The sequence below is a fragment of the Candidatus Poriferisodalis sp. genome (assembly GCF_965214215.1).
Lineage (GTDB): Bacteria > Actinomycetota > Acidimicrobiia > Acidimicrobiales > Poriferisodalaceae > Poriferisodalis.
Genome location: NZ_CBDCBD010000003.1, coordinates 2,453,553 through 2,478,184, shown reverse-complemented (window position 1 = coordinate 2,478,184; position 24,632 = coordinate 2,453,553). Strand labels below are relative to the sequence as shown.

At 66.9% G+C, this 24,632-nt stretch carries 18 protein-coding genes; 12 read left to right on the top strand and 6 right to left on the bottom strand.

The window, feature by feature from the left end:
* Positions 1-9: 9 nt before the first annotated feature.
* Positions 10-1,263, bottom strand: a complete 1,254-nt coding sequence (locus ACOOF5_RS13465) for an ATP-binding protein (RefSeq protein WP_420439973.1) — start codon at positions 1,261-1,263, stop codon at positions 10-12.
* 185 nt (positions 1,264-1,448) lie between these two features.
* Entirely contained in the window at positions 1,449-2,474 is a 1,026-nt protein-coding gene (locus tag ACOOF5_RS13460; RefSeq protein ID WP_420439971.1) for a branched-chain amino acid aminotransferase, read from the bottom strand.
* A gap of 244 nt (positions 2,475-2,718) precedes the next feature.
* Between ACOOF5_RS13460 and ACOOF5_RS13455 the strand changes: the two genes are divergently transcribed.
* From ACOOF5_RS13455 to ACOOF5_RS13445, 3 genes are all read left to right on the top strand, one after another.
* Complete coding sequence (locus ACOOF5_RS13455; protein ID WP_420439969.1) at positions 2,719-4,833, top strand: 3-hydroxyacyl-CoA dehydrogenase NAD-binding domain-containing protein; 2,115 nt, start codon at positions 2,719-2,721, stop codon at positions 4,831-4,833.
* 24 nt (positions 4,834-4,857) lie between these two features.
* Positions 4,858-5,715: a TauD/TfdA dioxygenase family protein gene (locus ACOOF5_RS13450; RefSeq protein ID WP_420439967.1), complete on the top strand. Its 858-nt coding sequence runs from the start codon at positions 4,858-4,860 to the stop codon at positions 5,713-5,715.
* Positions 5,716-6,022: 307 nt separating this feature from the next.
* Positions 6,023-7,402 carry a Fic family protein gene (locus ACOOF5_RS13445; RefSeq protein ID WP_420439965.1) on the top strand — a complete coding sequence of 460 codons (1,380 nt, stop codon included), beginning with the start codon at positions 6,023-6,025 and terminating at the stop codon, positions 7,400-7,402.
* Positions 7,403-7,607: 205 nt separating this feature from the next.
* On the opposite strand, the gene ACOOF5_RS13440 is transcribed toward ACOOF5_RS13445, so the two are convergent.
* Both ACOOF5_RS13440 and ACOOF5_RS13435 read right to left on the bottom strand, forming a co-directional pair.
* On the bottom strand, positions 7,608-7,901 hold the full coding sequence (locus ACOOF5_RS13440; RefSeq protein ID WP_420439963.1) for a type II toxin-antitoxin system HicB family antitoxin: 294 nt from the start codon (positions 7,899-7,901) through the stop codon (positions 7,608-7,610).
* 78 nt (positions 7,902-7,979) lie between these two features.
* Positions 7,980-9,116, bottom strand: a complete 1,137-nt coding sequence (locus tag ACOOF5_RS13435; protein ID WP_420439961.1) for an Ldh family oxidoreductase — start codon at positions 9,114-9,116, stop codon at positions 7,980-7,982.
* A gap of 201 nt (positions 9,117-9,317) precedes the next feature.
* On the opposite strand from ACOOF5_RS13435, the gene tcuA reads away from it, so the two are divergent.
* Both tcuA and ACOOF5_RS13425 read left to right on the top strand, forming a co-directional pair.
* Positions 9,318-10,838: an FAD-dependent tricarballylate dehydrogenase TcuA gene (gene tcuA / locus ACOOF5_RS13430; protein ID WP_420439959.1), complete on the top strand. Its 1,521-nt coding sequence runs from the start codon at positions 9,318-9,320 to the stop codon at positions 10,836-10,838.
* 27 nt (positions 10,839-10,865) lie between these two features.
* A complete protein-coding gene (locus ACOOF5_RS13425; RefSeq protein ID WP_420439957.1) occupies positions 10,866-13,157 on the top strand; it encodes an NADP-dependent isocitrate dehydrogenase in 2,292 nt (763 codons plus the stop codon).
* Between the two features lie 30 nt (positions 13,158-13,187).
* Here ACOOF5_RS13425 and argG read toward each other — a convergent pair whose 3' ends face one another.
* Entirely contained in the window at positions 13,188-14,594 is a 1,407-nt protein-coding gene (argG, locus tag ACOOF5_RS13420; protein ID WP_420439955.1) for an argininosuccinate synthase, read from the bottom strand.
* 188 nt (positions 14,595-14,782) lie between these two features.
* On the opposite strand from argG, the gene ACOOF5_RS13415 reads away from it, so the two are divergent.
* Positions 14,783-15,955 carry a M20 family metallopeptidase gene (locus tag ACOOF5_RS13415; protein WP_420439953.1) on the top strand — a complete coding sequence of 391 codons (1,173 nt, stop codon included), beginning with the start codon at positions 14,783-14,785 and terminating at the stop codon, positions 15,953-15,955.
* 66 nt (positions 15,956-16,021) lie between these two features.
* Here the strand turns inward: ACOOF5_RS13415 and ACOOF5_RS13410 are convergent, their stop codons facing one another.
* On the bottom strand, positions 16,022-16,477 hold the full coding sequence (locus ACOOF5_RS13410) for a nitroreductase family deazaflavin-dependent oxidoreductase (protein ID WP_420439951.1): 456 nt from the start codon (positions 16,475-16,477) through the stop codon (positions 16,022-16,024).
* 72 nt (positions 16,478-16,549) lie between these two features.
* Here ACOOF5_RS13410 and ACOOF5_RS13405 point away from each other — a divergent pair, with 72 nt between their 5' ends.
* The 6 genes from ACOOF5_RS13405 (at position 16,550) to cofH (ending at position 24,590) form a co-directional block, all read left to right on the top strand.
* Complete coding sequence (locus ACOOF5_RS13405; RefSeq protein WP_420439949.1) at positions 16,550-17,005, top strand: hypothetical protein; 456 nt, start codon at positions 16,550-16,552, stop codon at positions 17,003-17,005.
* A gap of 13 nt (positions 17,006-17,018) precedes the next feature.
* Entirely contained in the window at positions 17,019-18,215 is a 1,197-nt protein-coding gene (locus ACOOF5_RS13400; protein ID WP_420439947.1) for an FIST signal transduction protein, read from the top strand.
* A gap of 86 nt (positions 18,216-18,301) precedes the next feature.
* Positions 18,302-20,266: a transketolase gene (gene tkt / locus ACOOF5_RS13395; protein ID WP_420439945.1), complete on the top strand. Its 1,965-nt coding sequence runs from the start codon at positions 18,302-18,304 to the stop codon at positions 20,264-20,266.
* Between the two features lie 34 nt (positions 20,267-20,300).
* The gene (gene tal, locus ACOOF5_RS13390) at positions 20,301-21,434 is read left to right on the top strand and encodes a transaldolase (protein ID WP_420439943.1); all 1,134 of its coding nucleotides are present in this window, start codon (positions 20,301-20,303) and stop codon (positions 21,432-21,434) included.
* Between the two features lie 109 nt (positions 21,435-21,543).
* A complete protein-coding gene (locus ACOOF5_RS13385) occupies positions 21,544-22,041 on the top strand; it encodes a winged helix-turn-helix transcriptional regulator (protein ID WP_420439941.1) in 498 nt (165 codons plus the stop codon).
* A gap of 68 nt (positions 22,042-22,109) precedes the next feature.
* Positions 22,110-24,590, top strand: coding sequence for a 5-amino-6-(D-ribitylamino)uracil--L-tyrosine 4-hydroxyphenyl transferase CofH (gene cofH / locus ACOOF5_RS13380; RefSeq protein WP_420440997.1), 2,481 nt, complete (start codon positions 22,110-22,112; stop codon positions 24,588-24,590).
* Positions 24,591-24,632 lie beyond the last annotated feature (42 nt).

Here is a 24,632-nt window from a genome sequence, read left to right as displayed (position 1 = left end):
CCGAAGGCATCACGGGCCGAGGTGGGTGATGGGAACTACGTGCACACCGTCGGGCCGGCGATACGCAGCGCCGACCGAGGTCACCACCATGAGCCCGGCGAGGTCCTGAACACGGTGTGCGGCGATCTTGTCCTGCAACCGCAACAGCGAAGCCGCAGCACGATCCACGACCTCAGCTGACGGGTTGAGCTTCACCTCGACAGCAGTCCAGGCACCGTCATGGCGTTCGACGATCGCGTCGATCTCGAGGCCTGCGTCATCCCGGTAGTGAAAGATCTCGGCGCCCAACGGTGCGCTGTACACACGCAGATCCCTGACGACCATCGATTCGAAGAGCAGACCGAGCGTCTCAGGATCTGCCAGCAACCGTTGCGGCGAGGCGCGCAGCAGGAAGGCGGCCAGAGATGGATCGACGAAGTGCCGCTTCGCCTGCTTGCGCAACGATGCCCGAGACCGCAGTGTCACCGACCATGCGGGCTGGTCCTCCACTACGAAGATGCGCCGCAACGCATCCAGATACGCCCCGACGGTATGGCGGCCGGGCGCTTCACCGTCCATGTCCGCCGCCAGCTTCGTTTCCTTGGCCTCGGTCGACACGTTGCACGCCAGCGACCGCAGCAGTCGCCGCACGGCCGCCGGGTTGTGCCGGACCTCGCTCGCTTGCGGGATATCGGCTCGCGTGATCTCGTCGATGTAGTCGCCCACTGCCAGGCGAGCACTCTCGTCACCCAACGAGAGTCCGCCGGGCCAACCGCCTGCAACAAGATGCCGTACCAGTTCGCTCAGCCCGACACCAGGCCTCGGCAACGACGATTGGTCCTCTCCTTCGAAGAGTCGGCGCAGCGAGACCGCGCCCCCCGAAACCCCTGACTCATACAGCGACATGGTTCTCATCAGGACCCGACCCACGCGACCGGTTCCGGTATGACGGGTCACGTCGTCGGCGGGAGTGGCCGACCCAGTCAAGATGAACTGCCCAGGTTGCGCCCGGTCATCACATGCACGCCGCACCGGATTCCAGATGCCCGGAGCGTTCTGCCACTCATCCAACAGGCGCGGCACGTCACCGGCCAGTGCCGAGGCCGGGTCGGCTGCGGCCAGCAGGCGCATGGCCTCGACGTCGAATCTGGATTCGCTCCGGGCATGGTTGCGACCCGTCCACGTCTTGCCACAACCCCTAGCGCCTTCGATCAGCACCGCGCCACGCCGCCGAAGAGCTGCTTCGATCTGGAAGTCGGCGACGCGAGGCAAGTAGCCAGGCATGGTGAGCCTCGCGTGTAGTTCCGGCATTTCGCTGAGATCCTCACCCGGCACGTTGCGAGTCAACAGTGGCGCGTTTCGGGAATCACCTATAGCGCGTTTTGGGAATTGCTTATAGCGCGTTCTGGGAGTCGTCTATAGCGCGGGCAGGCAAGCCCTTCGGCCGGCGTCCTAGCTGACCATGAGGCTCAGCCGTTCACGGGTGTGCGCCAGCCGAACGGATCGGGCGCAGCTCCGATCTGAATGTCGACCAGCGCCTGGCGCAGCCGCATCGTGTTGGCCCCTGGCTGCCCGTCGCCCACGGTGAGCGTCTTGCCTTCGTACAGGATCGTGCCGACCGGAGCGAGCACTGCGGCGGTCCCTGACAGGAACGCCTCTCCTCGCTCGGCCCAGCCCACCAGCTCGTCGGGGTCGATCGAGCGCTCCTCGACCTCGTAACCCAAGGATGCGGCGAGCTCGATGACCGACGAACGGGTGACACCATGCAGGAATGACTCATCGAGATGACGGGTCACGACCCGCTCGTCGTCGACGAGGAAGAAGTTCGACGCCCCGGTCTCGGTGATGTCGCCGCCGGTGGCGAACAGCATCTGATCGATGGCTTCGTTGCCGGCCATCGCATCGAGTGTGGGCGCGAGCGCCATGGCGTAGTTACCGCCGCATTTGACCATGCCGAACTGCGGGACGGTGCGGGGAATCTCGGTCTCCACCAACAAGGTCAGCGGCCGGACACCGCCTTTGAAGTAGTCGCCGACCGGACAGTTGACGACGTACAGCAACGCACTGCGGGTCGGGCGAGCCGCTGCGCCGATATCGGGCTCGGTGCCGATCAGCGTCGGTCGGATGTAGAGCGAGCCGGGCGGATCGGGCACCTCGCCGGCATTGGCTTCGACCGCGTCGACGGACATCTGATGCAGCACGTCGCCGTCGACGGCGGGCAGTCGCAGCCGTTGCGCGCTGGAGACCATGCGTTCCACATGGCGGTCCAGCCGGAAGATCGCCAGCGAACCATCAACCTGGCGGTGCGCCTTCAGTCCTTCGAAGATCGCGCTGCCGTAGTGCAGCACGTGAGCAGCGGGGCTGATCGAGAAGTCGCCGAAGGGCTCTGCGCCGCCGCCATAGACGTACGGCCCGTCATCGGCCCGCGCCGTGGTCATCCAGTCACAGAAGATTGTCCCGAACGGGACCGTGAACGGGTCGGGCTTCTCGCTCACCTTCGCTCCATTCGATACTGCTCAGGCCCGTATGCGCCCAAGACACCCGCAGCGTATCGCCCGACCCCGGCCGCATCGGGGCGAATTTCACACAGGATCAGCGCGAGGCAGAGCCGGTCAGCGGAGCCGCTGCCCCGCCGCTCACGACACGCCAACACGAGAGCGGTTGATCGGTGCGACGTTTCGCCCGCCGGCACTCACGTGAGTCGCTCGGGCAACACCGTCGTTGCGTACGCTGCGGCCCATGACAACCCAGGACCAGAACCAGATCACCGAGTCGGTCCGACTCGAACGCCGCGACGACGTGGCGCTGCTCATCGTGAACAACCCACCGGTCAATGCGCTGAGCTACCACGTGCGCCAGGGCCTCATCGACGGCCTGGCCGCAGCGGAAGACAGCGATGCGACGGCCATCGTGCTCATCTGCGACGGCCGTACCTTCATCGCCGGCGCAGACATCACCGAGTTCTCCCAGCCCCCGAAGCCGCCCGGTCTCGTACCCGGTCAGGAGGCCATGGAGAACTGCAGCAAGCCCGTGGTGGCGGCCATCCACGGCACGGCGCTGGGCGGCGGGCTCGAGGTTGCGCTGTGCGCGCACTTCCGGGTGGCCATCAGCTCAGCCCAGTTCGGCCTGCCCGAGGTAAAGCTAGGCCTGCTGCCAGGGGGCGGCGGCACCCAGCGCCTGCCCCGCATCACGGGCCCGCAGCGGGCGCTGGAGATCATGGTCAGCGGCGATCCCATCGGCGCCGCTGAGGCGCTCGAATGCGGCCTGATCAATGAGATCGTCGGCGACAGCCTGGCCGATCTCGAAGCAGGAGCGGTGGCGTTCGCACGCCGGGCAGTTGCAGAGGGCATGCCCCGGCCGCGCATCCGCGACCGCAACGACCGTCTCGAAGAGTTTGGCGCCGAGCAATTTGCCGCGTTCCGGGCCTCGATCGCCCGCAAGACCCGCAACTTCGAAGCACCCGATTGCATTGTCCGATGCGTCGAGGCCGCAGTCGAGTCCGGCGCCAGCGGCGATTTCGAGGCGGGCCTCGCTGCCGAGCAGCGAATCTTCGGCGAGCTGATGGGCAGCTCGCAGGCCAACGCCCAGCAGTACTACTTCTTCGCAGAGCGGGCGGCCCAGAAAGTTCCCGATGTTCCGCGTGACACGCCGCAGGTCGACATCGCCCGAGTCGGCATTCTGGGTGCCGGCACGATGGGCGGCGGCATCGCCATGAACTTCGCCAACATCGGCATACCGGTCACTTTGGTCGAGCGTGACGAAGCGAGCCTCGAGCGGGGTCTCGGCGTCGTGCGGCGCAACTACGAGCGAACCGCTGCGCGCGGCGGCATCTCCTCCGACGACGTGCAGACCCGCATGGATCTGCTGCAGGGTTCCACCGACATGGGGGATTTCGCCGACTGCGACCTGATGATCGAGGCCGTGTTCGAGAACATGGCGCTCAAGAAGAGCGTGTTCGAACAGCTCGACGCCATCTGCAAGCCAGGTGCAGTGCTCGCCAGCAACACCTCGGCGCTGGATGTCAATGAGATCGCGTCGGCCACGTCACGCCCCGAAGACGTCATCGGCATGCACTTCTTCTCGCCCGCCAACGTCATGCGGATGCTGGAGGTGGTTCGGGGCGATGCCACCTCGCACACCGCGATCGCAACCGCCATGTCGATCGGCAAGCGCATCGGCAAGACACCGGTGTTGTGCGGCGTCTGTCACGGCTTCATCGGCAATCGGATGCTGTTCATGCGAGGCATCGAGGCCGAGAAAATGCTGCTGGAAGGCGCCACGCCGGCCCAGATCGACAAGGTCGTGTACGACTTCGGCTTCCCGATGGGCCCGTTCGCCATGAGCGATCTGGCGGGGCTCGACGTCGGCTGGAATGAAGACACCTCGTCGAGTTCGACCGTGCGCGAGGTGCTGTGCGAGTCGGGCCGGCGAGGCCAGAAGAACGGCCGGGGCTACTACATCTACGACCCCGACACCCGGGCGTCGACCCCCGACCCCGAGGTCACCCAGATGATCCGCGACTTTGCCTCCGAGCGGGGAGCGGTGCTGCGCGACGTCGCCGACCAGGAGATCCTCGAACGGTGCCTGTACCCGATGGTCAACGAGGGCGCGAAGATCCTCGACGAAGGCATCGCACTGCGGGGCAGCGATGTCGACGTGACCTGGATCAATGGCTACGGCTGGCCCATCTACACCGGCGGCCCGATGTACTGGGCTGACGAGATCGGGCTGGCCGAGGTGCTGGGACGCATTCGCCACTACGACGAGACGCTGGGCGGCGACCACTGGACCCCGAGCCCGTTGCTGGAACGGCTGGCAGCCGAAGGCGGCTCGTTGGCCCGCCACGAGAATTGAGATCTGAGAATTGGGGCTGAACCGATGCTGACCATCGATCCGATCCACCCCGACTTCGGCGCCCGGGTCACGGGAATCGACCTGACCGCAGAGCTCCACAGCGAGGCGAGAGCGGCCCTGGTCGACGCGATCGACACGTACTCGCTGCTGCATCTCCCGGGCCAAGACATGTCCGACGAAGCACAGCTCGCACTTACCGAACTGCTCGGCGAGCCCGAGCCCAATCACGTCGTGTTCGGCAAGTCCGGCAAGGTCGTGTACTTCGGCACCATCGGCAACGTGATCAACGCTGACGCCAAGCGAGACGAATCGGATCCGCTGACCCGCAATCAGAAGGGTAACAACCTCTGGCATTCCGACTCGTCGTTCCGACTCGTGCCGTCATACGTGTCGATCCTGCACGCGTACGAGGTGCCCGGCGAGGGCGGCGAGACCGAGTACGCCAGCCAGCGAGCTGCCTACGAGAGGCTCGACACGTCACGCCGAGCCGAGATCGACGACCTCCAGGTGCTGCACGACTATGTGTTCAGCCGCACCCAGGTGGCGCCAGTCGACTTCAACCACGCAGCATCGCTGCCGCCGATCCCCCACCGGCTCGTGCGCACCAACCCCAACAACGGGTTGAAGAACTACTACGTCGGTTCTCACGCCCGGTCCATCGTCGGGTGGCACGGCATCGAGAGCCGGCGGCTGATCGACGAGCTGAACGCCGGCGCCACCCGGCCCGAAGACGTGTACTCGCATCGCTGGAGCCCCGGCGACACCGTCATCTACGACAACCGCTGCATGCTGCACCGCGGTGCCGGTTACGACGCCGACCGCTGGCGCCGCTACATGCGCCAGACCCGAGTGCAGGGCCAAGGCCCCACACTCGACGAGTAGCCAACGTTGGGTTGCCGCGCGCAGCGGTCGAAGATCACCTTACGGCAGAACGTCGCGCGATCTTGGCACCGATGTCGCGCGAAGTCAGACGCAACACAGGGTGACGCTCGGGGGTTCGTCGGCTGCTGAGCATGGCGTCATACGCCTGGCGAGGACATCCGACAGGCAGCCCGCCTTCAGCTGTCCGGCATCATCCTCACGGAAGCCAGAGAGCGGACCGGTGCTGTTGCGACGCAAAGACGACGGTTTGCGTCATTGACGGGCCAATTGTGTCGCAAATGCGGTCTGTTCGGTTACGCTCGCCGACATGGGCCGCATGGTGCCGCAGCAGCATGCCTACTGGTTTCGCACCTCCCAGCAGATCGACGACTACGAGGCGTACCTGCCGCATCCGCTCATCGGATGGACTCCCATACTTCAAGCCGAGACCGTTGCGCGCGGCCACGAAGCATCCACCCGTCTCGCGACGACGAGCGCACGAATCGCGAGCACGCCCGAAGCGGCGCTGTGTCTGGCCCGTGCTGACGGCATCGCGTCCAGCCGCATCGAAGGCGTCATCGCGTCGCTGAGAGAGGTCTCGCTGTGGGACACCGCCCGTCCGCATTCGCAGGCTCAGCGAAGCGGTCGCCTCGTCGACGGCGCTTCACGGATCGCGGTCGACGCCCACTCCGTCGGCAGCAACCGTCATGTACCGATGCGCGCCGGCGATCTGCTCGCACTGCACAAGACGCTTTTCGAGGACACAGGCGCCGACATCAACGCAGGACGGTTCCGCACCGGGCTGGTGTGGGTTGGCAGCAGCGCAACGAATCTGCCGAGCAGAGCACGGTTCGTGCCGGCCCCTCATGCCGAAGTGCCCGCACTCGTCGACGACCTTCTCGCGTGGGTCAGCAGCCGGCAATGCATGGCAGCGGCCGGGCCGGTCGGCGCTGCTGCGGTCGCTCACGCTCAGTTCGAGACCGCCCATCCGTTCGAAGACGGCAACGGACGAGTCGGACGGGCGTTCCTGCACGCCTGTCTTGCACGGCACAGCCCCTATCCGGCGCCGTTGCCTGTCTCCGCTGCGATCGAATCCCGGAAAACGGCTTACATGGACGCGCTCGCGTCCTTCGACAGCTACCTCGGCGCACCCGACGACGACGAACGCTCCCACAGCGTGTCGATCATGATCGAATGGGCAGCGACAGCCGTCGAAGTCGCCTGCGCCTACGCCGAAGCCGTCGCCGACGAAGTCGACGCCTGCGTCCGACAGGCCGCATCCATGCGTCACGGAACCGCCCGCCGCGCCGTCATGGACCAGTTGATCGCATCGCCAGCAGCAGCAGTCCCCGACCTGGCAGCGCGACTCGGCCTGTCGCCGAGAACAGCCCAGAGGGCCGCACGCAGGCTCGAAGACGACGGCCTCGTCCGCATCGCGCAGGAACGAACGCCCGGCGAGCCGCTCGTCGCAGAAATCCCGTCGCTGATCGACATCGTGGACACACGCACAGCGCTGCTGGCGGCCCTGTGGCAGCAAACCGACAACGGACAGGCCCCAGACGCTGCAACAGCGTTCCACGACATCGCACCGAGAGTCGAACTGCCCCAGCCCCCGGCCGCAGGGACTTGCCCTCATATCGGTGTGCGTTCCCGAGTGCGATGCATCCTGCCTTCGGGACACAACGGCGCCCACAGATACGTCCGCTGATCCCGTGAGCGGGGTCGCATCAGTTAGTTGACTGGCAGGCTGGTGTTTCCTGCCTGGCCTGTCGGGTTATCGGTGCGGTTTTGCGCACACGGGCTGCTTCTGCCGACCGCTGCGGTGTTGCCGCATAATCCAGTAGACACTGCGAGCCATGGCGCCGATGCGAGCCGCCGGCGCTGCGGGGGCACCTCATGGCATCCGAGCCTGTTCAGTTTGCGAGCTGCGTCCCGGTATCGCACGGAATGGCAACGAGCGCCTCGACTGCTACCGGCCCATCTTCGTCGTCGAGGTAAACGCTCGGCGGCAGCGGGCGACCTCGGTCCTCGCAGATTTCCACGACTGCCGCAAAGGCGTCTTCGGCGTTGGCGAGTGCTTCCGACACAGAGCCGCCTTCAGTCACGAGTTGCAGCAATCTTGCGACCGGCAGCTTGCGCACCTTGGCCTCCGCATACAGCGGCTTCGCAGCGACATCCGCAACCTCGGGGTGCCCATCGTTTCGCACCTCTCCGTCGGTATCCGATCTTCGCTCTCTCGCTGACGGAACCGGGAACGCTTTTCCGCCAGGTCACGGCGCGAGGCGTCAGCCGGCTGCCGCAGCAATCGTTGATTCGGACACGCCGGCGGCGCGGGCGCCCCCGCAGATGCTCTCCCAGGTCTCCGCCGGCAGCGTGATGCCGTTGGCCTTGCGGTGCTGACGTCGCTCGTGCTCGACATCGCCGGGCAGCTTGACCCCTTGGTCGGGATCGATCGCTGCCGCTTCGTAAAACCAGTCGAGATAGTCGGCTGCGATGCCGTTGTAGCCATCGCCGGTCTCGCCGACTGCGGCATCGATCTGGGCCGGATCGACGTAGACCGACAGCATGCCGTTGGCGAAGCGGACCCGGCGGGGACCTGCGGTGCCCGTTCCCGTCAGCGCACCAGCCAACAGCTCGCACATGACCGAGATGCCGGAGCCCTTGTGCTCCCCCATCGCCCGCAGCGCTCCGGGGCCGTCCATCGAATTCGGCCGCTGGCCCTCTTCGAACGTGTACAGCACCCGCGGGTCGCCGGTGATCTCGCCGTCGCCGGAGACCAACGCGTTGTCCGGTACCGCCGGGCCGCCGTGCAACGCAACCATCGCCTTGCCCTCGGCCACGACGGAGGTGGCAAAGTCGTGGATAACGGGCCGTCGACCGGCGACCGGGGCTCCGTATGCACACGGGTTGGTGCCCATACGCCGCGCCTTGGCGCCGAAGGGCGCGACCAGCCGGCTATTCGCGACGTTCACGAAATGCACCGAGACGAGGCCCTCGGCGGCAGCCATCTCGGCGTACTCGCCGATGCGCCCGAGGTGGCCGGCATTGCGCAGCCCCGCGACCGCGACGCCCAACTCCTTGCAGCGCTCGATGCCCATCGCCACCGCAGCAGGTCCGACACTCTGGCCCATGCCGTACTGACCGTCCACGAGCATCAGCGCGCCAGAGTCGATCAGCACCTTGAGTTCCTGGTCGGCGAGCTGAACGCCGTTGGCCAGCAGATCGACATACAACGCTGAGCGGATCACGCCATGGCTGTCGTGTCCGGCGAGGTTGGCGCCTACGAGGCTGCGGCCGATGCGCTCGGATTCGGCATCCGAGCACGCAGTGTGACGGAAGATCTCGGCAATGAAGTCCGCCAGGCGTTCGTGGTCGATGACCACGGGCTCGCCGGTGTCGGTCGTCGTGTGCTCTTCGCTCATCGCGGCAGCGTACGTCGCGCACCGACCGGGTTCCCGCCCGGTCGCAGTTGGGCACCGCAGCGAGCGTGCACATAGAGGCTGAGCTGACAGGCGAAGCCGTGGCCCGAGCGGCCCGTGAGCGACCGCGAACAAGAGTGGGAAACAACAGATGCGACAACCGGAAGGTTCACCTATTGACACTTTCTCATAGGCTCGCCCGGCGTGAATCAGCCTCCGAGCGCGTCGCCACCTCAGCACTCGCAGCACTACGACGTGGTGGTCGTGGGGGCGGGCAATGCGGCCATGTGCGCGGCGCTGGCCGCGCACGAAGGCGGCGCCAGCGTGATGGTGCTCGAACGGGCGCCCGAGGCCGAAGCCGGCGGCAACAGCCGCTTCACCGCCGGCGCAATCCGTTTTGCCTACGACGGCGTCGACGACTTGCGGGCGCTGATGCCCGATCTCACCGACGCCGAAGTCGAGATGACCGATTTCGGCACCTATACCGAAGAAGAGTTCTACGCCGATCTCGGCCGGATCACCGACTACCGGTGCGATCCCGAATTGGCGGACACGCTCGTCACACGCAGCAAGGACACCTTGCTGTGGATGGCGAACCACGGTGTGCGCTTCGCACCGATCTGGGGACGTCAGGCCTTCAAGGTGGACGGGCGCTTCACGTTCTGGGGCGGCCTCACGGTGGAATCCGTCGGTGGCGGCGAAGGTCTCGTGGAGTCCCTGCGGGCTGCGCTGGCTCGGAATCAGATCCCGCTCTGGCACCAAGCAGCGGGGCGCTCGCTGCTGTCCGATGACCGTGGCGCAATCCGGGGTGTGCGCGTGCGTCGCGCGGGCCGAGTCGTCGACGTTGCCTGCGATGCGGTGGTGCTGGCGGCCGGAGGCTTTCAGGCCAACGCCGAATGGCGAACTCGCTACCTCGGCCCCGGTTGGGACCTGGCCAAGGTGCGCGGCACCCGCTTCAACACCGGCGACGGCATCGCCATGGCGCTCGACATTGGCGCCATGCCCTATGGCAACTGGAGCGGCGCCCACGCGGTCGCCTGGGACTACAACGCACCCGAGTTCGGCGACCTGGCCGTCGGCGACGGATTTCAGAAGCACAGCTACCCGTTCGCAATCGTGCTGAACCAGGATGGCAAGCGTTTCGTGGACGAGGGTGCCGATTTCCGCAACTACACCTACGCCCGCTACGGCCGCGAGATCCTGGCCCAGCCCGGACACTCCGCCTGGCAGGTGTTCGATGCCAACGCCGATCACCTGCTGCGCGACGAATACCGCATCCGGCAGGTCACCAAGGTCACTGCCGACAGCCTCGAAGAGCTCTGTGCTCGCATGGACGACGTGCACACCGAGGGCGCGCTGGCGACTATCGCCGAATTCAACGCCGCCGTGGACCGAAGCGTTCCGTTCGACCCCAACGTGCTCGACGGCCGCCGCACCAGCGGTCTGCGCCCCGACAAGACGAACTGGGCGATGCCGATCGAGACGCCTCCATTTGCTGCGTACCGGGTCACGTGCGGGCTGACATTCACCTTCGGCGGCCTGCGCATCGACGAGACCGGGTGCGTGATGGACACCGATCTGCAACCGATCGAGGGCCTGTATGCGGCGGGCGAGCTAGTCGGCGGCCTGTTCTACGGCAACTACCCAGGCGGATCGGGCCTCTCGGCGGGCGCGGTGTTCGGCCGTCTGGCAGGAAGCTCCGCTGCTGCGCACGCGGCCAGCTGACCCCACGGGCGGTAGCGTCGAATGGCTATGTCGATGACCTCCTCGCCCCCCAACACGAGCTCTGCCAGCACCGGCTCGAAGATCGTCTACACCCACACCGACGAGGCGCCGGCGCTGGCGACGTACTCGCTGCTGCCGATCATCACGGCGTTCACCGATGCTGCAGGCGTCGACGTCGAGATGCGCGACATCTCGCTCGCCGGTCGGATCATCGCGGCGTTCGCAGACACGCTCGAGCCTCATCAGCGCAGGAGCGATGCACTCGCCGCGCTCGGCGAGTGGACCCAGGATCGTGATGCCAACATCATCAAGCTGCCGAACATCTCCGCTTCGGTGCCCCAGATCAAGGGCACCATCGCCGAGCTGCAATCAGCGGGCTATGCGGTGCCGGACTATCCCGACGACCCCGCCGATGCCTCTGCTCGGGAGATTCGAGAACGCTACGACCGGGTGAAGGGCTCGGCAGTGAACCCGGTGCTGCGCGAGGGCAATTCCGATCGCCGCGCGCCCCGCGCAGTCAAGGAATACGCCCGGCAGTACCCCCACTCGATGGGCGCTTGGTCGCCGCAGAGCCGAACCCACGTGGCGACGATGTCCGGCGGCGACTTCCGCTCCAACGAGCAGTCGGTCACGGTGGGAGGCGCCGGCTCGCTGAGCATCGAGCACGTCGACGGCGAGGGCAACGTGCGACTGATGCGCAAGGTGGCGGTGGACGCAGGCGAGGTGGCCGACTCCACCTTCATGTCGGTTTCCGCATTGCGCGAATTCCTCAACACTCAGATCGAAGACGCGCAGTCGAGTGGGGTGCTGTTCTCGCTGCATCTCAAGGCCACGATGATGAAGGTCTCGGACCCGATCGTGTTCGGTCACGCCGTGCGGGCGTTCTTTGCGCCGGTGTTCGACCGGCACAGCGAGGTGCTGGCCGCTGCAGGCGCCGATCCCAACGATGGCTGGGCCAACGTGCTAGCCGCCGTCGAATCGCTGCCTGCCGAGGTGCGCGACGCCGTCAAGGCTGACATCGCTGCGACGCTCGACGAGCGGCCCGGGTTGGCCATGGTCGACTCCGATCGCGGCACCACCAATTTGCATGTGCCCAGCGACGTCATCGTGGACGCGTCCATGCCGGCCATGATCCGAGCCTCCGGCCAGATGTGGAACGCCGAGGGCGACCAGCAGGACACCAAGGCGGTCATCCCAGATTCGAGCTACGCCAGCGTGTTCCAAGCCGTGATCGACGACTGCCGTGCCAACGGCGCCTACGACCCCACCACGATGGGCTCGGTGCCCAATGTCGGCCTTATGGCCCAGAAGGCCGAAGAGTACGGCAGCCACGACAAGACCTACGAGGTCGATGTCGCAGGAACCATGCGGGTCGTGTCCGAATCCGGCGAAGTGCTCATGAGCCATGAGGTCGAAGCTGGCGACATCTGGCGGATGTGCACCACCAAGAACGCGGCAATTGCCAACTGGGTGGACCTCGCCATCGAGCGCGGGCAGCTCACCGGGGCCGCTGTGGTCTTCTGGCTCGACGCAGACCGGCCCCACGACGCGCAGCTCATCGGCAAGGTCGGTGCCCAGCTGGCCGAACGGCAGGGCACCGACGCCTCGATCGGCGAGCTCGACCTCCGTACGCTGGCACCCTCCGATGCCTGCCGTTTCTCGCTGGAGCGCATCCGCCGCGGACTCGACACCATCTCGGTCACCGGCAACGTCCTGCGTGACTACAACACCGACCTGTTCCCGATTCTCGAGCTGGGCACCTCGGCCAAGATGCTCTCGGTCGTGCCGCTCATGGCCGGCGGCGGGCTGTTCGAGACGGGGGCCGGAGGCTCGGCACCCAAGCACGTCCAGCAGATGGTGGCCGAGAACCACTTGCGCTGGGACAGTCTCGGAGAGTTCCTTGCCCTCGCGGTGTCGCTCGAGCACCTTGCACGGGTTGCCGAGAACTCCGCTGCGCAGCTCCTGGCCGACACGCTCGACGCAGCCATCGGCACCTGGCTCGCAGAAGGCCGCGCACCCAGCCGCCGGGTACACGAGCCCGACAATCGCGCCAGCCACTTCCACCTCGCGAAGCACTGGGCCGACGAGATGGCCAAGCAAGGCACCGACGCCGAGTTGGCCGAGCAGTTCGCACCGCTCGCCGCCGCACTCGCCGGCAACGAGAACCAGATCATCGCCGAGCTCGTCGACTGCCAAGGCGATCCCGTTGAGCTCGGCGGCTACTACCTGCCCGACCCCGCACTCGCCGAGGCCGCCATGCGGCCGAGCCCCACGTTCAACGACATCCTCGACAGTTTCCGCGTCCCTTCGGCGGGCTGACGCCCGATATACCCGCCACGGCGCGGCAGCTCAGGTGTCGAGTTCGGCCACGCCGCTGGGTCCGAGCCGGCCTGATTCCCGGTATGCAGCGAGCTTCGATCGGCTGTCGGCGATGTCCAAGTTGGCCATGGTGAGCTGCCCGATCCTGTCCGTCGGTCCGAAGGCAGCATCTTCGACGCGCTCCATCGAGAGTCGATCGGGCTCGTAGGTCAGCGCCTCGCCGCTGGTATCGAGCACCGAGTAGTCGTCGCCGCGGCGGAGCCGCAGCGTGACCGAGCCGGTGACGCCCAAGCCGACCCAGCGCAGCAGCGAGTCGCGCAGCATGAGCGCTTGGGGGTCGAACCAGCGCCCCTCATAGAGCAACCGGCCCAGCCGGCGCCCCATCGTGCGGTAGTTCTCGAGCGTGGCCTCGTTGTGAATCGCGGACAGCAGCCGTTCATAGGCAATGTGCAGCAGGGCCATGCCCGGGGCCTCGTAGATGCCACGCGACTTGGCCTCGATCACACGGTTCTCGATCTGATCGCTCATGCCGAGGCCGTGTCGGCCCCCCACGGAGTTGGCTTCGAGCACCAATGCGACACGGTCGGCGCCTTGCGCGCCGGTGGCCGTGAACTCGCGTCCGCCGATCGCCACCGGCCAGCCGGCCTCGAAGCGGACGGTCACGTCCTCGGGCTCGATGTCAGTCGCTGGGTCCCAATGGGCGACACCCATGATCGGTTCGACGATCTCCATCGAGGTCGCCAGATCCTCCAGGCTCTTCGCCTCGTGGGTCGCGCCCCAGATATTTGCGTCGGTCGAATAGGCCTTCTCGGTGGGATCCCGGTACGGCAGGCCACGAGACACCAAGAACTCGCTCATGCCCGCGCGACCGCCGAGCTCGTCGACGAACGCAGCGTCCAGCCACGGCTTGTAGACGCGCAGCTCAGCGTTCACGAGCAGGCCGTAGCGGTAGAAGCGCTCGATGTCATTTCCCTTGTACGTCGAGCCGTCGCCCCAGATGTCCACGCCGTCTTCGGCCATGGCGGCTACCAGCATCGTGCCGGTCACTGCCCGCCCGAGCGGCGTCGTGTTGAAGTACGTGCGTCCCGCAGTCGAGATGTGAAATGCGCCGCACTGCAGCGCCATCAGGCCCTCACGCACGAGCGCAGCGCGGCAGTCCACCAAGCGCACTGCGTGAGCGCCGTAGTCCAGCGCCCGCTGCGGCACGCTCGACAGATCCGGCTCGTCATACTGGCCGAGGTCGGCCGTGTAGGCGCACACCAGCGCGCCACGCTCGTTCATCCACGCAACCGCCGCCGAGGTGTCGAGCCCGCCCGAAAAGGCGATGCCCACCCGCTCACCGGCGGGCAGTTCGGCGAGCACACGCGCGCCGCTGGCGGCAGCACCCGCGGGCGAGTCCGTGTCCGGTGGGCCAGTTGAGGCAGGACTGCTCGACATGGGGCCTAACGGTACGGCCTCAACCGGCGAGGCCCCATGGTGGCGAGCCCACTTCTGTCAGCAGGTTTCACCGAATGGCACGTGCTGTTCGAGCCCCAGGATCCGCCGGCAGGCGAAGTCGCCGAGCGATGGCATTCCACCGCGCTCGGCTGCCGCTGCGCGTACGCTCCGCCACGAAGAGGTGACTCATGAGCGACGGCACGACGAACGGCACTGCCACTGGCCAGTCCATTGCAGCGCTGCTGAGCGAGATGGTGCGCATCCCCAGCGTCAACCCGATGCACCACGGGCCGCGCTCGGGCACGGTCGCCGAAGCCGACATGGCGAACTGGGTCGCCGAGCGAGCGTCAGCGCTGGGCGCCGAGGTCGAGCTGGACGAGATCGAGCCGGGACGTCCCAATGTGTACGCCCTGTTCGCCGGCCAGACCGAACGCATGCTTGCGGTAGATGTGCACCTCGACACGGTCGGCGTCGAGCACATGGAGGGCGACCCCTTCGACGGCCGCATCACCGAGGGACGTGTGTGGGGGCGAGGCTCTGTCGACACCAAGGCGACGATGGCCGTCGTGCTCGCCGTGCTGGGCGAGATGGCTGCCGCCCGCACGCAGCCGATGTGCACCGTCGAACTGGTGGGGACCATCTCTGAGGAAGGCGGCGGCCTCGCCGGTGCGTCCGCGTACCGGGACCGGCTGCTCGAGCGCGGCGAGCGCCGCGAGCAGATCGTGGTCGCTGAGCCGACGATGTGCGCCCCGGTGTACGGCCACAAGGGCGGGCTCGGGCTCGAAGTCGAGGTGGAGGGACGCGCTGCACACTCGTCGAAGCCTCATCTCGGCATCAATGCACTGTCAGCGGGCGCACGAATCGTCGCAGCGATCGATGCCGAGCAGGAACGGCTCGCGAGCCAGCACGAGGTCGGCGCACTCGGCGCCGGCACCGTGTCGGTCAACGAGATGAGCGGCGGACGGGCACGCAACATCGTGCCGGACCATTGCGAGCTGTACGTCGGGCGACGCATCGCCGACAGGGAGGACTACGAACAAGAGACCACCCGCCTCACCGAGTTGATTCGCGCCGCAGCCCTGCCGGCGCGCGTCAAGGTCCAACTGGCGAACGGGTTCGGCAGCAACGCGTTCTTCCAAGCACCCGGCAGCGATCTCGTCGCCGCCCTGGCGGAAATGTCAGGCCACAGCCCCGCCGTTGCCGACTTCGGCACGAATGCCCTGCGCTACGGCGAGGTAGCCGACCAGATAGTGGTGTTCGGCCCAGGTTCCATCGATCAAGCTCATCAAGCCATCGAATGGGTCGACATATCTGAGCTGGAACGAGCGGCGGCCGTGTACCGCCGCCTGCTCGCCCGCTGACCAGCCGAGCCGCTGCCGTAGCCCAAGTCGGCAGCCCGGGTCACGCAGCCGGGTCTGTCGCCTGGATCAGTCGCGGCGAGCGGTGATGAAGACCGGGATCTCGCGATCGGTCTTGGCCTGATATTCCGCGTAGGGCGAGAAGGCTTCAACGCACCGCTCCCACCACTCGTCACGCTCGGCACCAGTGATCAGGCGCACAGTCGTCTCGAATGGCTCGGGCCCGTCCTGGATCAGCACCGTCGGATCGGCCATCAGGTTGTGGTACCAGCCTGGATGCGCCGGCGCGCCGCCCTTGGAACCGACGATCGCGTACTCGCCCTCGTGCTCGACACGCATCAGCGGGACCTTGCGCACCAAGCCGGTCTTGTGCCCGACGGTGGTCATCACGATGACCGGCAGACCGGTATCGCGCAGCGTGTTGGCTTCCTTGCCCGAAGACGCCTCGTACGCGTCGGCCTGCTCCTTCACCCAGTCCCATGTACTGGGTCCGTATTCGCCGTCGAACTTCTCGCTGTGTGCCATGGCCTGCAATCTACGGCCGCACGCCGATGTGCGTTCGCCTGTCGAGCGTCTGGCACGCCTACGATCCAAAGCGTGCAGATCATGTCCGCTCTGTTCATCGAGCACTTCGACATGCGGCAAGCCGCGGGCGGCGCCGCACGCATCGACCTCGGTGGAGTTCATTTCTCGATGGCTGCGCCGGGTCCGTTCCCGGTGACCATCACGCCGCACATGCTCGTCCTCGTACGATGCCCCGAGACGCACACCGGCCTCGCAGCGCTGGAGGTGCGCTTCATGCGGGGCGACGAGCAGCTCGCGCGCAACGTGCAGCCGCTCAGCGTCGAGCCCGGCAAGTTCGGCTACAACCTCGTGCAGGCCGAGCTGACTTTCGACGAGCCAACCACGATCGAGGCCCACTGCCGAGTCGATCAAGGCGACGCCGTGGTGATCCCGCTGACGATGAACCCACCCGCAGACGACCATGACACGCCGGAGGAGCCTGCCGGCGCAGGCGGCTGGACCGGAACCCCGGCGGCTCAGAGCGGCTAGGCGCCGATCAGCGATGCCCTTCACCGTCGGTCTGTCACAGCACGCCGATCCCGGTATGGCGACCGGCGAGATCGTCGGCCGCGTGCTGGAGTCGTTGGGAGCTCAGCCCGACGTGGCCCTACTGTTCACGTCGGGAGACCACCTCGCTCACACCGACGAGATTGCCGCCGCCGTCGTCGACCTGCTCAACCCTGGCGCATTCATCGGCACGACCGCAAGCTCGGTCGCCGCAGGTGAGCGCGAGATCGAGGAAGAGACCGCGGCGGTGCTGTGGGCCGGCAGCCTGGGCTCGATCGAGGGCCCCCGCGCGCGTGCTGTCCGGCTCGACGGCGTGCCTGGACCGGCCGCCGACGACAATGCACTCGCCGCGGCGTTCGAGGAGGTGCAGGCCACCGGCGAACTCTCGATGATCCTGCTTGCCGACCCGTACTCGTACCCGGCCGATGCGGCGCTCGCGCACTGGGCCGAACGCTGGCCCCAGGTCAGCGTGCTCGGCGGGCTGTCCTCAGGTGCTCCCATGCCCGGCGGCAACCGCATCGTCGTCGACGGTGGCGTGCATCGCTCCGGCGCTGCTGCGCTGGTCCTAGGCGGCAGCGCGAGCGTCACACACTTGGTTTCTCAAGGCTGCCGGCCCATCGGGCAGCCCTACATCATCACCGAGGCCGAGGGAAACGTCGTGCGGTCGCTCGGTGGCATGCCCCCGTTCGAACGGCTCGAGCAGATGTTCTCCCAGCTCGACCCAGAAGACCAGCAGCTCGTCCAGCGGGGCCTGCATGTCGGCCGAGTCACCGACGAACGCAAGATCGCGTTCGAGCGAGGCGATTTCTTGATCCGCGGCGTGCTCGGCGCAGACCGCGAGAGCGGCGCCATCGCCATCGGCGATGAAGCGCCGGTGGGTGCGACGGTGCAATTCCACGTACGCGATGCGCTCACGGCCCACGAAGACTTGGCTGCCGCACTCCGAAACCGGTCGCCCGAAGCTATGTCGGCCTCAGGCGCCCTGCTGTTCACCTGCAACGGCCGCGGCACCCATCTGTTCGAGACGCCCCATCACGATGCGCAGACGATCGTCGAGCGGACCAGCACGGAACTTGCCGGCATGTTCTGCGCTGGCGAAATCGGACCCGTCGGCAACCGTTCCTACCTGCACGGCTTCACGGCTTCGATGGCGCTCTTCACCGACAACGAAGCGTCTGACAACGGCGTCTGAGACGCATCACTGACACCGCAACGAGCAGATGATCAGATTTCCGACCACTTCCATCAAGGTGAACAACGAAACATGAGCGCATCGACATGAATGCATCAGCCGGGAACATCGAATTGGAAGCTCGGCAGATCAATACCATCCGGGCACTGGCGATGGATGCGGTGATGCGCGCCAACAGCGGCCACACGGGCACGGCGATGGCACTGGCACCCCTGGCCCATGTGCTGTTCACCCGGATCCTGCGCTACGACGCCGCCGCACCCAATTGGCCCGACCGCGACCGGTTCATCCTGTCCGCAGGCCACGCCTCGATGCTGACCTACGCCATGGCGCACCTGGTTGGATACGGCGTGACACTGGACGACATCCGCGACTTCCGCCAGCTCGGCTCGATCACGCCGGGCCATCCTGAACGCGGCCTCACTCCGGGCGTGGAGGTAACCACCGGACCCTTGGGGCAGGGTTTCGCGAACGCCGTCGGCATGGCGATGGCCGAGCGAGGCCTTCGCTCCCGCCTCGGCGCGGATCTGGTCGACCACCACACATTCGCCATCATCAGCGACGGCGATTTGATGGAAGGCATCAGCCACGAAGCGGCGTCGCTCGCCGGCCACCAGCAGCTCGGTCGCCTCATCGCCGTATACGACGACAATCGCATCACCATCGACGGCAGCACCGACCTGGCGCTGAGTGACGACGCCGCTCGCCGCTTCGAGGCATACGGCTGGCACGTCACCGACATCGGCGACGCGGCCGAGGATGTCGAAGCCCTCGAGCGGGCCCTGCGCGAGGCCATGCTGGTCAGCGACCGGCCCTCTGTGGTCATCGTCCGCAGCCACATTGGCTACCCGATGCCCACCGCATCGGACACCTCGGCGGCGCACGGCGCGATCACCGACGCCGACGAGATCGCCGCCGCCAAGCGGGCGATGGGCATCGACCCCGACGCCTCATTCTTGGTGGAAGACGACGTGGCGCAGGCCTATCTGGCAGCCGGTGCCCGCGGTGCGGCTGAGCGGCTCGAGTGGGAAGCCCGGTTCGCGGCAAGCGGGCACGACCGAGACTGGCTCGACGCGCTGTGGTCGGCGGGCGCCGTGGGCGGCCGACTGTCCGCTCTGCCGACATTCGAGGCCGGCACTCAGATGGCGACGCGGGTTGCTGCCAACCGGGTCTTCGACGCGTCGTTGGACGCCGTGCCCGCCCTCATCTGCGGCGGTGCCGACCTGACCGGCAACACCGGCACGAACGTCACGGCCGAAGTGCTCTCGGCGGAGAATCCAGGAGGCCGCAAACTGTACTTCGGTGTCCGCGAGCACGCCATGGGCGCAGTCGCCAACGGCATGGCGTTGCATGGCGGGGTGCTGCCCGCCGTCGGCACGTTCCTGGTCTTCAGCGACTACATGCGTCCCGCGGTACGGCTGGCTGCGCTCAGCGGGGCGAAGACCGTCTTCGTCTGGACACACGACTCCATTGGCGTCGGCGAAGACGGGCCGACACACCAGCCGGTCGAGCACGTCGCATCGCTGCGCGCCATACCGGGCCTCTGCGTGATCAGGCCCGCCGACGCCAACGAGACCGCTCAGGCCTGGCAGATAGCGGTCGAGCGAGATGGCCCGACGGCTCTGGTGCTGACGCGCCAGAACGTCCCCGTGCTCGACGGCACCGACCGCGCCGCGCAAGTCGCGCGCGGTGCCTACGTCCTGATCGACACCCCGGCGCCTGCGGTCATCTTGGCGGGCACTGGCAGCGAGGTGCAGTGCTGCACGGCCGCGGCTGCGCTGCTCGCCGAGGACGGCCTCGCCAGCTCGGTGGTGTCGATGCCGAGCTGGGATCTCTTCGAGGCCCAAGACCCTGCCTATCGAGCTGCCGTGTTCCCCCAGGGCGTCCCCGTGCTCGGTGTGGAGGCTGCGTCGCCGATGGGCTGGGACCGCTATGCCGACGCCACCATCGCCATGCATCGCTTCGGTGCGAGCGCACCCGGAGGGGTGCTCATGGACCACTTCGGTTTCACGGCCCCAGCTATCGCCGATGCGGCGCGCGAGCTGCTGTAGACCCTGAGACAGCAACGTTCAAGGAAGGATCCCCATGACCGACGACGGCGATGGCGGCACCACGAACGGGCGCCTAGAAGGGCTCTATTCCGAATGCGGGCAGAGCCCGTGGCTCGACAACCTGCGCCGTGGCTGGATCACCGGCGGCGAGCTCGAGAACTGGGTGGAGCGCGGCATCCGCGGTCTGACATCGAACCCGTCCATCTTCCAAAAGGCCATCGAGTCATCTCCTGATTACGACGAGCAGTTCGGCGATCTGGTCTGCGGTGGTGTCTCGGTCGACGATGCCTACTGGCAGCTGGTCACCAGCGACATCCGGGCCGCACTGCAGGCACTCCAAGGGGTGCATGCGGATTCGGGCGGCACGGACGGGTTCGTGTCAGTCGAAGTCGATCCCTCGCTCGCGCACGACACCGAAGCCACCACGCAGGCCGCGCGGGAGCTGCACCAGGGTATTGCGCGACCCAACCTGATGGTCAAGATTCCCGGAACGGTGGAGGGCCTTCCGGCCATCCGTCAGATGATTGCCGAGGGCAACAGCATCAACGTGACGCTGATCTTCTCCGTTGCCCGATACGAGAAGGTGGCCGAGGCGTATCTCAGCGGGCTCGAAGACCGTGTAGCTGCGGGCGTAACCGACTTGTCGGACGTGGCCAGCGTTGCCTCGTTCTTCGTGAGCCGCACCGACACCGAGGTCGACCGTCAGCTTGACGCCGTCGGCTCCGCCAGTGCGCTGGGCCTGCGCGGCCGTACGGCGGTCGCACAGGCGAAAGCCGCATACGGACGCTTCGGCGAGATCTTCAGCGGTCCCCGCTGGGCACGGCTCGCAGCGCTGGGCGCGCAGGTTCAGCGCCCGCTGTGGGCGTCGACCAGCACGAAGAATCCGGCGTACCCCGACACGCTCTATGTCGACGAGCTGATCGGTCCTCACACCGTGAACACCATGCCCGATGCCACCTTGGTGGCCTTCTGCGATCACGGAAAGGTCCGCCGCACCGTCGACGCCGACCAAGCAGCAGCCCGCTACGTGCTCGACGCGGTGACGTCCCATGGCATCGACCTCGACGCCGTCGCCAACACGCTTGAGGCGCAAGGCGTCGCAGCGTTCACCAAGAGCTTCGACGAATTGCTGGTGTCGCTCCAGACGAAAGCTGACTCGCTCGCCTGACGCCTCGCCAGGCCGACTCGCTCGCCCGACGCCTCGCCAGGCCGACTCGCTCGCCTGAAGCAAGTCAGTTAGTTGCAAACCGAAACCTACTGCCGTAGTGTGCGCGGCCGTGAAGACCGCCACGACGGGCCAGCCCAGCTGTTCCATCCAGGCAACGCTCGACATCGTCGGTGATCGCTGGACGCTGCTCATCCTGCGCGACCTGTTCCGCGGCGTGCGCCGGTTCAGCGCCATGCAGCACGACCTGGGGATCGCCCGCAACATGCTGGCCGATCGGCTCAGCCGTCTGGTTGACGCCGACGTCGTCGCCAAGGTGCCGTACCAGCACCGGCCGGTCCGATTCGACTACGTCCTGACCCACAAGGGACTCGACCTGTCGAACAGCTTGCTGGCGCTCATGGCCTGGGGCGACCGGTGGTGCCAGGACGGCGATGCTCCCACGGTGCTGCTCCATGCCGACTGCGGCACCCCGCTGGAGCTGGCGACCCGCTGCCCCAGCTGCGACGAGCCGGTGAGTCCGGCTCGCATCCGCAGCCGCGCCAGCCACAGCGACACCGCGCCTGCCCGAGCCATTCGACCACACCCCACGAACGGAGGGGCACTGTGACCATCATCGAACCATCCCATACCACCGAGGACCCCGCAGCCAACGGCGCGCCTTCGAACGGCGCAGCGGTGACGCCATCGCCGTCCTCGGAATCGCTGGCGCTCGCAGCCGTGCCGCTCGGCCAACTCGCTGAACGTGCGGCCGAGGTGCGTGACCGCACGTTCGGCACCCGGATCACCTACAGCCCGAAAGTGTTCATCCCGTTGACCATGCTGTGCCGTGACAAGTGCGGTTACTGCACGTTCGCGCAGCCCCCGGCACGGCTCGACTCGCCGTATCTCACGCCCGAGGAGGTGCTCGAGATCGCGGCCAGCGGTGCCCGAGCTGGCTGCCACGAGGCCCTGTTCACCCTCGGCGAGCGTCCTGAGCTGCGCTACCCCGCAGCAGCGGAGTGGCTCGCAGAGCACGGCTGGGATTCCACGGTCCACTACTTGGTCGAAATGTGCCGGCTCGTACGTGACGAGACCGGGCTGCTCCCCCACGCCAACCCCGGGGCCATGACCTCGGGCGAACTGGCGGCGCTGCGCGAGGTCTCGCCGAGCCAGGGAATGATGATCGAGTCGCTGAACCCCCACCTCGACTGCCACCGGGGATCGCCCGACAAAGAGCCTGCTCGCCGTATGGCCACGCTCGAAGCAGCCGGCGAACTCGCTATCCCCTACACCACCGGGATCCTCGTCGGCATCGGCGAGTCGCTCGCCGACCGGTTGGCCGCACTCGAGGCCATTGCCGCGAGCCACGCCCGCTGGGGTCACATCCAGGAAGTGATCGTGCAGAACTTCCTGCCCAAGGCGGGCACGTCTATGCACAACATGCCCGCCTGCCCGCCCGACGAGTACGCGCAGGCCATTGCTCTGGCGCGGCTGATTCTGCCGGCCGACATTCACTTGCAAGCCCCGCCGAATCTCACCGAGGAGTTCGGCGGGCTGCTCGATGTCGGCATCGACGACTGGGGCGGTGTCTCGCCGATCACCGCCGACCATGTCAACCCCGAGCGCCCGTGGCCGGCACTCGATCGCCTGCGCGAGGTCACTGAGGCCCGCGGGTTCACGCTTGCTCCGCGGCTGACGATCTATCCCGAGTTCGTGTACCCCGGTGGTGCCCGTCCTGAGTTCGCAGCCGAGCCGCACCCCTGGATCGCCGACGACAACCGATTCAGAGTGCTCGACCGGGCTGACGCGCAGGGCCTGGGCCGCGACGATCCCGGCAGCCAGATGCCCGAGCGCACGATGGAGAATCTCGACGCCGGCTCCGGTGCTGACGTGCTGGTGGCAGACGAGAATTCCACCCAGTGGTACTCCGGCGGTGCCGGCCACCTGCCCACGAACATCATGGGCGGGCCCTCGTTTGCCCGCGGCGCCGTGCGAGAGGTGCTCGACGGTGTGATGGCGGGCCAGCAGGTCGGCCATGACGAGATCGTCACGCTGTTTAGTGCCCGTGGCCCCGAGGTCGTCGCCGTGGGCGAGGTCGCCGACGAGCTGCGCCGCCAAACCGTGGGCGACATCGTGACCTGGGTGCACAACCGCAACATCAACTACACGAACGTGTGCACGTTCAAGTGCAAGTTCTGCGGTTTCTCCAAGGGTCCCTTGTCGCTGAACCTGCGGGGCACGCCATACATGCTGACGCTGGCCGACATCCAGGAGCGGGTGATCGAAGCCGCCGAGTTGGGCGCCACCGAGGTGACCTTGCAGGGCGGCATTCACCCCAGCTTCGACGGCGACTACTACATCGACGTCTGCCGGGCCATCCACGATGTCGTGCCCGATATGCACCTGCACGGGTTCACCGCTCTTGAGGTGATCGAGGGCGCCAAGCGGCTCGGCGAGTCGCTGGTGGACTACTTGATGCGGCTGAAGGAGGCCGGGCTGAAGTCGCTTCCGGGCACCGCTGCGGAGATCCTCGACGACTCGGTGCGGGCTGTGCTGTGCCCCGACAAGATCAACACCGCCGAGTGGCTGGAATGCCATGAGGCGGCGCATGCGGTGGGCCTGCACTCGAACATCACGATCATGTTCGGATCGATCGAACAGCCCGAGCACTGGGCGAGCCACATCGTGGCGACGCGTGAGCTGCAAAAGCGCACCGGCGGGTTCACCGAATGGGTCCCGCTTCCGTTCGTGCACATGGCGAGCCCGATCTACCTGCGCAAGGGTGCGCGCCGCGGCCCGACCTTCCGGGAAACGCTGCTGATGCATGCCGTGCCGCGGATCGCCTACCACGGACTCATCGACAACATCCAGGTGTCGTGGGTGAAGATCGGCCCGCCGGGGGCTCAGCAGATCCTGCGGGCCGGCGCCAACGACATGGGCGGCACCCTCATGGACGAGAACATCTCGCGCGCTGCTGGGGCGCAGCACGGCCAGGGGCTCACCGAACAAGACTTCCGCGACATCGCAGAACCGCTCGGGCGGCGCACCCGCCAGCGTCTCACCGGCTACCAGAACGCCGACGGTGCACCTGAGGTGCACAGCCGCATCCTGCGACCCACCGACAACGCCACCGACCGCAAGCTCATCCCGCTCGAATCGCTCGGCAGTCGCGTCTAGCGACTGCGCATCACACACGGCAGTCGCGTTTATGGAGCCGCG

What these genes read in the sequence shown, in the direction of transcription:
- ACOOF5_RS13415 (WP_420439953.1), top strand. Translation starts at nt 14,783, where the DNA reads ATGAGCGACGGCACGACGAACGGCACTGCCACTGGCCAGTCCATTGCA.
- ACOOF5_RS13450 (WP_420439967.1), top strand. Translation starts at nt 4,858, where the DNA reads ATGCTGACCATCGATCCGATCCACCCCGACTTCGGCGCCCGGGTCACG.
- ACOOF5_RS13435 (WP_420439961.1), bottom strand. Translation starts at nt 9,116, where the DNA reads ATGAGCGAAGAGCACACGACGACCGACACCGGCGAGCCCGTGGTCATC.
- ACOOF5_RS13445 (WP_420439965.1), top strand. Translation starts at nt 6,023, where the DNA reads ATGGGCCGCATGGTGCCGCAGCAGCATGCCTACTGGTTTCGCACCTCC.
- argG (WP_420439955.1), bottom strand. Translation starts at nt 14,594, where the DNA reads ATGTCGAGCAGTCCTGCCTCAACTGGCCCACCGGACACGGACTCGCCC.
- ACOOF5_RS13400 (WP_420439947.1), top strand. Translation starts at nt 17,019, where the DNA reads ATGCCCTTCACCGTCGGTCTGTCACAGCACGCCGATCCCGGTATGGCG.
- tal (WP_420439943.1), top strand. Translation starts at nt 20,301, where the DNA reads ATGACCGACGACGGCGATGGCGGCACCACGAACGGGCGCCTAGAAGGG.
- ACOOF5_RS13465 (WP_420439973.1), bottom strand. Translation starts at nt 1,263, where the DNA reads ATGCCTGGCTACTTGCCTCGCGTCGCCGACTTCCAGATCGAAGCAGCT.
- tkt (WP_420439945.1), top strand. Translation starts at nt 18,302, where the DNA reads ATGAATGCATCAGCCGGGAACATCGAATTGGAAGCTCGGCAGATCAAT.
- ACOOF5_RS13425 (WP_420439957.1), top strand. Translation starts at nt 10,866, where the DNA reads ATGTCGATGACCTCCTCGCCCCCCAACACGAGCTCTGCCAGCACCGGC.
- ACOOF5_RS13455 (WP_420439969.1), top strand. Translation starts at nt 2,719, where the DNA reads ATGACAACCCAGGACCAGAACCAGATCACCGAGTCGGTCCGACTCGAA.
- ACOOF5_RS13410 (WP_420439951.1), bottom strand. Translation starts at nt 16,477, where the DNA reads ATGGCACACAGCGAGAAGTTCGACGGCGAATACGGACCCAGTACATGG.